The organism is Methanosarcina sp. UBA5 (genome assembly GCF_002505485.1).
GTDB lineage: Archaea > Halobacteriota > Methanosarcinia > Methanosarcinales > Methanosarcinaceae > Methanosarcina.
On the sequence record NZ_DAVG01000027.1, the window covers coordinates 1 to 9251 of the forward strand.

The following is a 9251-nucleotide window of genomic DNA, read 5'->3' on the forward strand; positions in this document are numbered from 1 at the left end:
TCTCTTAAATAAATGAATAAATTTTAACACATTGTGGACTGGAATAAGATATCGATTTTATGTAAAAAGGCCAAAGGTCATTCAGTATTAAGGTGCAAAATCGATGACTAAAGGTGCAAAATTGATGGTTATCAGGCAAGAAAATTCCTTAACCGATGACCAATGGGTACCAATTATAGCCTCAAAGTACGAGAAGAAAATTTTTGCAACACAATCCTTCTGACTTACCCGACATTTACATGTTTATTCTGAGATTTTTTGCAACTGAACCGTAAATCCTATCATTTTTAGGGTGGAAGTTCTATCATTTTTAGAGTAAAGGCAGTGATACCGGCAAACTTGCAACAAAAGCGGCATCTTTTAGCCCCTTCCTTACAGATTGCACTATAGACGGTTTCACTCCCGCCATGCTGGCAATATCTTCATCATTAAGCCCGCTCTTTCTGATGCCACATAGGATGTCATCCAACTTTAGATAAGACAAACCAATTAAACTTTCGTTAGGCATGCTCATTCCAAACAGGTCAGCAGAAGATGTCTTGTTTACGATGTGATCAGGTACCCCAATGTGCTTTGCCAGCTGCTTTATCTGCGTTTTGTATAGATGTGACAAGATAGAAATGTCACAGGCACCATCGCCATACCGGTCGTACACGCCGAGACTTAACTCGGACCTGTCGTCGGTGCCGACCACCAGGTAATTCTTGAGGGTGGCATGGAAATAAAATACCGTCATCCTTACATGTGTTTTTGCTCCCCCCACAGCCAGAAAGTCCTTGACAGATAAGGATGAAGCACCAACTGTCGCCGTTGGGCTGAAGTGCTCGGTGGAAGGCAATTCCCTTTCAGTAATTATTGGATTGCGTGCAGCGATCTGCTCTAGGACAGTTCTGTCAGATGCTTTTTCTTGGGAAATGATGTTGTACGCACCCAGCTCTTCTAGAAACGGTGAGATAACAATTTTCTCATGAGGTATGCCGAGGCTCTTAGCCAAGTTCATGCCGTCATCGGTGTTCTGTGGGTTAGTGTCCCGATCGGGCAGTATAAGGCCATAAACCTTATCCTTGCCTAGTGCCTCTACACACAGGTAAGCAACTGTAGATGAGTCCAACCCACCCGATAGACCCACCATCACGCCGTCTTTCCCAAATTTTTTTACGTTGTTTCTCACAAATTCTACGATCTCTTTCCGGGTTTTTTCCGCGTCAAATTCAAGATATTCCGGAAAGCCTAATTTTTCATTTTCTACTTTTGTCATAAAAATACCTCAATATATTTTAACTTTTCTCAAATAGTGGGGTTCTGTTGCAAAATTTCTGTAATTTCTCTTTTCACTGTGATGGTTCATTGAGAGCGTCGTAAAAGTCCATTTGATTCTACAAATGGGATAAATTAATGTCCAATAAGGTTGGTGTTTACCTAAATTTCATGCAAAATTTTACAACCGTATTTAAAGTCAAAGTTCAGATTATCCAATTGTAGAACTGTTTTGACTTTTGCGACGCTCTCTTCATTATTCATTTATTACTTTCACTTCTTTTTTCTTCTTTAAGAGCTAATTTCTTATGGCACGCATTGCATGTCCCATCTTTGGCAATCGATGGTTGTTTAGGTACATCGCCACCACAAACTCCACGCTTTTCCATATCTTTACCTCCAGTTTTTTGATTTTTATATAGTTTATTAATATTAAAACAATAAAATATGTGTAGAAAAATAATTACGGAACTGATATTTATCCAAAAGAGACGTTAGAGGGATCGGTTCCGCTGCAAAAATAATATTTATGTAGTTTGATACTATGATTTTTACCTTTGTGTGTCTTTGTGTACCTTCTTCCCGACGATGAGATTGATTAACTTTCCCAATTGTGAAGGTGTTTACTGATTTTGCAACAAAGCTAGATTTTTTTCAACAGACCTATATTTTTGCAGGACACTTCAATATATAAACTTTTTGAGGTTCCGTTGCAAAAAATCAGAGCATTTTACAAAATCGGTGAAAACCATCACAATTCGGAAAGTTAAACATTTTGATTCGAGCGAAAATGACATATAAAGGTGAAAATTGTAGCGTCAAAACCTTATTTTGACAGTTTGATTTTTATGTTGAAAGATTGTTTTCATATTCGTAGGAATAAGAAGTAATTTATATCAACAAATTTTTGCCCATTTTTTACAATTTAATTTGACAGATGATTCTCTTTCTCTTGATAGCTGTTTTCATAATTTTTGATCAAATTTTTGGTATAGAATTTGACAGATAGTATGAATAATGTAGGACTTACGCACTTATGCTTCAGAATCAAACACGGCGAACGTCATGATTAAAATATTGGTTTTAGAAAGTTGTGAGTTTACTGCTATTGGTTCTGTACTTCAAGTGCGTAAGTCCTATAATGGATAAAATATAGATACTATCTAAAAAGTTAGGTGCCAAAAGTGCTAAAATGGGACAAAAAAATCTCTATCCATTTACTTTTTAGTGATTGTGAAGCTAGAAAACCAGCAAATCAGAGGCAATTTAATGAAATTTTTTAATACTGTAATTTGATTATAGCGAAAAATTGAAGCTTCTCACTAAATTGAATTTATACTGTCAAACTAAGGTCAAAATGCAAAAATGTTATTTTTGCAACGGAACCCCAATTATAGCCTCAAAGTGCGAGAAGAAATTTTTTGCAACGGAACCTTATGTTTTGAGTCCAGACATGTATCTGGACTGCTGAACAATTTACGGCCTGAATCAAAGTTAATTACACATTATCAAATTTTATTTCACTTTTAGATCCCTAAACAACTGTACTTATTCTGTCACTTTTCTTTTTTAGTTCCTTTTCGTAATCCCTACTGCAGTTGCTGAAGGATCAGGCTTGGAAAACCTGCTCTTTACCCCAAGTATTTTTACAATCATCATGCTGATCTCAAAAAAGATTGTCATGGGTATGGCAACCATCAGCTCGCTGAAGACATCTGTCCCAGGAGTAACGACGGCTGCAACAAACATGATAAGAACATAAATGTGCTTGCGGTAGCTCACAAGAGTACTATATTTTACAAATCCATTTCGGGTCAGGAAAGTAAGTACTACAGGGAGTTCGAATACCAGCCCAAAGATTGCTATAGTTGTTGCTATGAATGAGATGAATTTGAAAACCGAATAAGTCGCAGTCACCCCTGAATCTGCTGCATCAATGTAGAGGAACTTAAGAAAAAGGGGTAGCATGAAGAAATAAGAGTATGCAGCCCCAATAACGAACATGACGATGACCGCTGAACTCAGAAAAATAAACTGGCCTTTTCCAATAGATATTGGAACTTTTATTGAGTATTTCTTTGAGATAGCACGATAAATGTAGAACGCAATAACAGGCAGGGTAAGGAGTGCTCCTATTATAATAGAGAGCTTTAGCTCCAGCATCATTACTTCAAGGGGAGATACATAGACCAGCTTTGCGCCCTCAGGAAGAAGGTCAACTTTCATTCTCTCGATTAGAGGACCTGTAAACTGGAAAGAGATAATAATTCCTGCAAGAAAGACCCCAGCAATCACGAGTAACTTATTTCGCAGGGTCCGCAGGATTACACTGAGATTTTCAATGGCTTCAGACATATTGAGTACCTATCCGGAAAAGCAAAAGAAAGTTCTTACTCCTATTATTTAAGGGAACTCTTATGTTCATAACAGTGGGGCCTATTCACTACAGAGATTTAATCATCAACTTTCTTTTTACCTATTTTGTTTTTTCGCTTTAAATTTGTCCGGCTCTTTTCATGGAATCCTTTTAATACTAGGTACGGAGACAGTTATGTTTGAGTACAAGGAGCCGGGAAATAGCAGTTCTCTTACCTAGATAATCTTAACAGATTGCCTTAATAAATTATCTTAATTATGACAAGTATATTATATTAATTATTCTAATAAGGTTATACAATCAATTTGTATAATATATTAATCGTTGTAACGTCTTAAACAAATTCTCTTAATCGAGTTAGATTAATCATTTTTAAGTGATAAATGATATAACTATTTAGCTTCATAAATTTTCGGCATACAGCCAAATGGGTATGCAAATATATAATAGAAAGATATTGTGAAAATGGATCGTAAAATGGATTGCGAAGATATTCTATAATGGAAAATGGAATGTCTGCAGAAAGATACCAGATCCACATTTACTATTATGTTCCGATATTAATATATTTATCTAGGTACATCTAAGAGCAGAATAAAATAAGAGCAGAATAAAATAAGAGCAGAATAAAATGGATTCACAGTACACAGGCAACGGAACCACTTCCGATGGAATAGCATCGGGAATTAATTCTTATCCTTCCGGTGTTCCAGGAGATACCGAAGAACCTCTCATGGTCCACCTGTTAGAGCTCAGAAACCGGCTGGCAATCGTTTTAATCTGGCTCTGTATAGGAATAATTATTGCTTTCCCATTCTCGGCAAAAGGGATGCTGCTCATCTGGAAGGAATTTATAAGTTCTGACCTTTATATGACAGCTTACTCGCCCCTCGAATGGACCTTTGCTCGCCTCAAGCTCTGCCTTGTCTTTGCTCTAGCTACTTCAATCCCTCTGCTCTTCTACCAGCTTTACAAGTTTGCAGGTAAAGGACTTTATTCACATGAGAAGCGCTTTTTCCTCAAGATCATTCCAGCATCTTTCCTGCTTTTTATCTTGGGGGCCTCTATAGGTTACTTTATCGTACTGCCTATAATGTTCAAATACATTCTATTTTTCTCAGGTGACATGGCTACAGCGCAGCTTTCCGTTCAGGATACTCTTTCAGCCGTAACCACAATCCTGGCAGGTTTTGGAATTGTATTTCAGCTTCCTCTGCTTGTGGTTTTTGCCGTGAAAATGGGGCTCATACAGTACCAGACCCTCAAAAAGCAGAGATTACTGGTCTACAGTATAATTATGGCATTCTCGCTATTCCTTTCCCCTGATCCGACATTCATTGCCCAGATTCTTGTGGCATTTCTACTGGGAATCCTGTTTGAATTCAGCCTATTACTAATTCGGATATTTTGAAAAAGAGTTTGCCCAATTAATTAGATATTTTTCTGTTTAAATGCAAGAAGCTCTAGTAAGTTTCCAGATAAAGGATGTCTACCGGTCTTATTACAAGAATTTTTATATTAGATTGCTGATAATAACCAATAATGATAGGCACACAAGAATTGATAGTAATCCTTATCGCAGCTCTCTTTCTCTTTGGGCCCCAGAAGCTTCCAGAACTTGCACGGTCTTTAGGAAGTGCAGTAGGAGAATTTAAAAAAGCACAGCGCGCTTCTGAGCTTGAGCTCAATCAGTTCGATGCCTACACCCGAAAGGCTGCGAATATAGTTGCTTCTGAGGAAAAAGAGAAAGAGAAGGAACAAAAGGATAATCCAGAAAGCCATAAAGAAGCAAAAACCGATACAGATTCAAAAGCCGGTACAAACTTGGAAAATACGCCTGAAACCGGAAAATCTATCCCTTAAAAGGAAGAGCTCCGGAAAAGCTGAAGTACCGGGATCTCAAGCTCAGATAAGGAGATAGATCTAAGGAAGATCTAAGGAGATAGACTAAATAGATAAAAGTCAAATAAAAAAGTTAAAATATATAAAATATCTTTATATAATAAATAAAAATAGAAACTTTATATAACATAAAAAATGTTAGCTTAATTTAGATATATTTCAATACTCATATCACTACTACCTCTGAATTATATCATCTAAGAAAACGACAGCTTGAGGTTAAGCCATGTTAGGCGCACAGGAACTTATACCAATCTTCGCAATAATTGTACTCCTTTTTGGGGCATCCAAACTTCCGGAGCTGGCCAGGTCCATGGGAAGTTCGGTGGGTGAATTCAAGAAAGCTCAGAAGGAATCCGAACTAAACCTTAGGGAATTTGAAAAATCCATAGCGGACCCCACAGCTCCAAAGAGCAAGGTACAGGAAACTGCCCAGAAACTCGGGATTGACATAAGAGGCAAGACCGACGATCAGCTTCTGGATGAAATCCAGAAAGCCACAGAAAGACCAAAAGAGATCTCAGAACCCTGAAAAATCCTGAAAAGTGAATTTCTTTTTTCTTTTCATGGCATTATTCCAGGTTTAACCTTTTTATTGAAGCCTGTCATTTTTATTTTAACCGAAATTTTTATTTTTTGTCCCAACCAGATCTGGAGTAGTGAAACAACTTAATAGGAGTACTTTTGTGGCAGAGCTAATCACCGAAGTTGACAAAAACGATAACTTTCTTGGGTTGCGCGAGCGAGAGGAGTTTTATTCGGGAAAGCATATTCACAGGGCTGCTCAACTTATCCTGCTCAATCCTGAAAATAAAATGCTTATCCAGAAAAGGTCGCCTCAAAAGCGGTGGTTTCCGGGCCGCTATACATACTCGGTAAGCGGCACTGTAGCAAATGAATCTTATGAAGCCTGCATGGAACGAGAAATGCTTGAAGAAATAGGAATCTCGGTTCCATTCCGAAAGTTATTTAAAATTCCCTGTATCGTCGAAAACAAAGGAGCCTTCCACACGGTATTTTCAGGCCTTTGTTCTGAAAAAACTGCAAGCTTAATTCGGCCTGACCCGGAAGAAGCCACATCTCTAGAATGGGTCGAACTTGAAGAACTGCATGGAGCCGTCAAAAATGAGCCTGAGAAATATACGCCTTCCCTGCGAGCGGGAATTATAAAAATTTATCAGGAAGGGTACGAAAAATATATTTTTTGAGATCTAATAAAAGTTCTCTTTATAGAGAATCCTAATTGATTCAGTAGAGAATACCTAACTTGTACATTTGCGATTTTGTCCTGGATTTCTTTTCTCTTCTTATATGGCGCTTAGTAATTTAGGCTTAATACTCGTACTCATCCGCGATCTGTTTTGAGCCTTCGTATTCACCTACAATTGGAATATGTTCCCCACATTTCGGGCAGGTTTTTTCAGGTGTGATCTCATACTTTTCAATATCAAAATAGCCGCGCTTGATTAACATTTTTCCGCAGTTTGGGCAGAAAGTATTGTTGCGGTCACTGCCAGGGACATTGCCCATGTAAACATATTTCATCCCTTCTTCGGTTGCAATTTTACAGGCTTCCTGCATGGTTTTGACAGGCGTTGGAGAGAGGTTCTGCATCTTGTACTGCGGATGGAAGCGGGTAAAATGCAGGGGAGTCTCAGGTCCGAGGTTTTGATATACCCATTTTGAAAGTTCCCTTAGCTCATCAAGGGTATCGTTTACACTAGGAATAATGAGGTTCGTAATCTCAACATGGATTCCGAGTTGTTTTGCAAGGGCAGAAGCCTCGAGCACAGGAGCCAGTTTCGCGCTGGCGACATCGTGATAGAATTTTTCAGTGAATGCCTTGATATCTATATTGGCGGCATCCAGATAGGGCGCTATATGCCTGAGGGCGTCAGGCGTCATATATCCGTTTGTCACGTATACTGTTCCAAGCCCTGCTTCTTTTGCCAGTTTTGCACACTCGTAAGTGTATTCATGCCAGATTGTGGGCTCATTATAGGTCCAGGCAATTGAGCTTGAGCGTGAGAGAAGTGCCCTTTGAATAAGCTCGTCGGGTGTAATATCCATTGTGTAGGCATCCTCCAGACAGGCCTGGGAAATCGACCAGTTCTGGCAGTGCTTGCAGCGGAAATTGCATCCTATTGACCCGACTGAATAAGCGTAAGACCCCGGATAAAAGTGATAAAGCGGTTTCTTTTCGAGAGGGTCAACTGCCTCGCTTGAAACTGTCCCGTAGATAAGAGTATATAACTCTCCGTCCCTGTTTTCCCTGACCCCGCAAAAGCCCCTTTTTCCCTGGGAAATTTTGCAGCTCTGAGCGCAGAGGTTGCAGTGTACTTTGTTGTCTCCGATTTTCTCGTAGAACATGGCTTCTTTTATCAAAATCAATCCCCGTTTATAAATTGTTTTACATCATAATAACGTTGCTGTTTCAGATTTTTCCAGTTTCGTAGGAAGAAATGATCAACTTAAAAGCGCGTCTCAAAATTCGAACAGTTTTTCAAATAGTTCTACAATTGGGCAATGGACAATGTTAATTTTAATTTAGATCGTAAATTCTGTTATATCCTAAAATTATTTCTCATATCTAAAAAATATTAACACTTCAATCTTCTATACAATAGCAGACGGCTCAAAGATTAATATTTTGGGAACTTTCAGTTACATTATGGATTAAAAAAATCTAAAAAACTTTAGAGTTCTAAAAACTTTAGCATTGATGTTAAATTGAATATTAATCTTTTTTACATGATCATTAAATAGTAAATGTGGAGTATGATATGAAAACTAAAGAAAAATTAAATTCAACAATCTTAGCATTAACAGCTCTAGTTTTCTTTTTAATTCTCGCATCGTCTACGGTTTCGGCATCTACTATCCAGAATTCTTCATCTAAGGAGCCATATGCATAGATTAAGGATATTCTTGACGGTACTGTTTCTGTAATTGGTACAACAACTGACACTGTAACAGCCATGGTGAATGTAGGAGGAGAGTCACCTTTGGGAATTGTTGTTAGTCCGGACGAAAAAGGTATATATGGCTAACCAGTGGGACCACGCTCTCTCTGTAATTGACACAGCAACTATAGTTTCTGGTTCAAAATTACACTTTTTATTTGTAGGTTGAAAGTTTCCATCCATTTCTTTGCAAATGATAATGACTTTTCCACTTTCATAAATTCATTTTCGATACTATTTCTCAAATGTTCTTTTGATTGAATAAATCTGACAGATACTCCTCTTTTTATCGTTTTCCAAACAAATTCTACAGGATTTAGATCTGGCGAATAAGGAGGAAGAAATACAAGTGTTATTTTTAATCTTCTTGCTTTTCTTACCGTTTTATCAGCTTTATGTGATTTTGAATTATCCAGAACAAGAATTATTCTTTTTCCTTTATTTTCTTCCACTATTTTTTCAAGAAACTCACATACGCTTTCTGCCTTTGAATTTTCCATAAAATCGATGAGATTGTTACCGTTAATTGAATAAAAGGCAAATGCATTTGCTTTTATATAATCCGTATTTTTAATCATTAAAGGTTTTTTAAATGACCCTACTCGCTGTGTATTTGCCTTTGTTTGTGGTGAAGATTCGTCCAGAAAACCTATGATATGTTGTTCATCTGAACCAGTATATTCTGGAACTGCTTCTGTTAACTTTTTTTAAAATTTCTTCAGCATTTTCGGGTCTTCTGTAGTCAAGAGTAT

At 37.7% G+C, this 9251-nt stretch carries 10 protein-coding genes and 1 pseudogene; 5 read left to right on the forward strand and 6 right to left on the reverse strand.

Features of this window, described 5'->3' with window-relative positions; all coding sequences use genetic code 11:
• Positions 1-310: 310 nt before the first annotated feature.
• From nadE to tatC (BP621_RS02510), 3 genes are all read right to left on the reverse strand, one after another.
• Positions 311-1258 (reverse strand): NAD(+) synthase, encoded by a 948-nt coding sequence (gene nadE / locus BP621_RS02500; RefSeq protein ID WP_292387783.1) that lies wholly within the window; start codon positions 1256-1258, stop codon positions 311-313.
• Positions 1259-1517: 259 nt separating this feature from the next.
• A complete protein-coding gene (locus BP621_RS02505; RefSeq protein ID WP_292387784.1) occupies positions 1518-1646 on the reverse strand; it encodes a hypothetical protein in 129 nt (42 codons plus the stop codon).
• A 1180-nt stretch (positions 1647-2826) separates the two neighbouring features.
• Entirely contained in the window at positions 2827-3612 is a 786-nt protein-coding gene (tatC, locus tag BP621_RS02510) for a Sec-independent protein translocase TatC (protein ID WP_292387785.1), read from the reverse strand.
• Positions 3613-4265: 653 nt separating this feature from the next.
• Between tatC (BP621_RS02510) and tatC (BP621_RS02515) the strand changes: the two genes are divergently transcribed.
• From tatC (BP621_RS02515) to BP621_RS02530, 4 genes are all read left to right on the forward strand, one after another.
• Positions 4266-5045 carry a twin-arginine translocase subunit TatC gene (gene tatC / locus BP621_RS02515; RefSeq protein ID WP_292387786.1) on the forward strand — a complete coding sequence of 260 codons (780 nt, stop codon included), beginning with the start codon at positions 4266-4268 and terminating at the stop codon, positions 5043-5045.
• A 131-nt stretch (positions 5046-5176) separates the two neighbouring features.
• A complete protein-coding gene (locus tag BP621_RS02520; RefSeq protein WP_292387788.1) occupies positions 5177-5497 on the forward strand; it encodes a Sec-independent protein translocase subunit TatA/TatB in 321 nt (106 codons plus the stop codon).
• Between the two features lie 265 nt (positions 5498-5762).
• Complete coding sequence (locus BP621_RS02525; RefSeq protein WP_292387789.1) at positions 5763-6068, forward strand: twin-arginine translocase TatA/TatE family subunit; 306 nt, start codon at positions 5763-5765, stop codon at positions 6066-6068.
• 154 nt (positions 6069-6222) lie between these two features.
• A complete protein-coding gene (locus BP621_RS02530) occupies positions 6223-6744 on the forward strand; it encodes a Nudix hydrolase (protein WP_292387790.1) in 522 nt (173 codons plus the stop codon).
• Between the two features lie 124 nt (positions 6745-6868).
• On the opposite strand, the gene amrS is transcribed toward BP621_RS02530, so the two are convergent.
• Both amrS and BP621_RS02540 read right to left on the reverse strand, forming a co-directional pair.
• Positions 6869-7921: an AmmeMemoRadiSam system radical SAM enzyme gene (amrS, locus tag BP621_RS02535; RefSeq protein WP_292387791.1), complete on the reverse strand. Its 1053-nt coding sequence runs from the start codon at positions 7919-7921 to the stop codon at positions 6869-6871.
• A gap of 373 nt (positions 7922-8294) precedes the next feature.
• Positions 8295-8516 (reverse strand): hypothetical protein, encoded by a 222-nt coding sequence (locus BP621_RS02540; RefSeq protein WP_292387792.1) that lies wholly within the window; start codon positions 8514-8516, stop codon positions 8295-8297.
• Here BP621_RS02540 and BP621_RS17170 point away from each other — a divergent pair.
• Entirely contained in the window at positions 8485-8586 is a 102-nt protein-coding gene (locus tag BP621_RS17170) for a hypothetical protein (protein WP_394339279.1), read from the forward strand. The genes BP621_RS02540 and BP621_RS17170 overlap by 32 nt on opposite strands.
• Positions 8587-8624: 38 nt before the next feature.
• On the opposite strand, the pseudogene BP621_RS02545 reads toward BP621_RS17170, so the two are convergent.
• A pseudogene (locus BP621_RS02545) lies at positions 8625-9251 on the reverse strand (IS630 family transposase); the annotation flags it as partial.

Bases quoted from the DNA above. Each gene is read 5' to 3' on its own strand.
- tatC (WP_292387786.1), top strand. From the start codon at position 4,266: ATGGATTCACAGTACACAGGCAACGGAACCACTTCCGATGGAATAGCA.
- BP621_RS02520 (WP_292387788.1), top strand. From the start codon at position 5,177: ATGATAGGCACACAAGAATTGATAGTAATCCTTATCGCAGCTCTCTTT.
- BP621_RS02505 (WP_292387784.1), bottom strand. From the start codon at position 1,646: ATGGAAAAGCGTGGAGTTTGTGGTGGCGATGTACCTAAACAACCATCG.
- nadE (WP_292387783.1), bottom strand. From the start codon at position 1,258: ATGACAAAAGTAGAAAATGAAAAATTAGGCTTTCCGGAATATCTTGAA.
- tatC (WP_292387785.1), bottom strand. From the start codon at position 3,612: ATGTCTGAAGCCATTGAAAATCTCAGTGTAATCCTGCGGACCCTGCGA.
- BP621_RS02525 (WP_292387789.1), top strand. From the start codon at position 5,763: ATGTTAGGCGCACAGGAACTTATACCAATCTTCGCAATAATTGTACTC.
- BP621_RS02540 (WP_292387792.1), bottom strand. From the start codon at position 8,516: ATGGCTGTTACAGTGTCAGTTGTTGTACCAATTACAGAAACAGTACCG.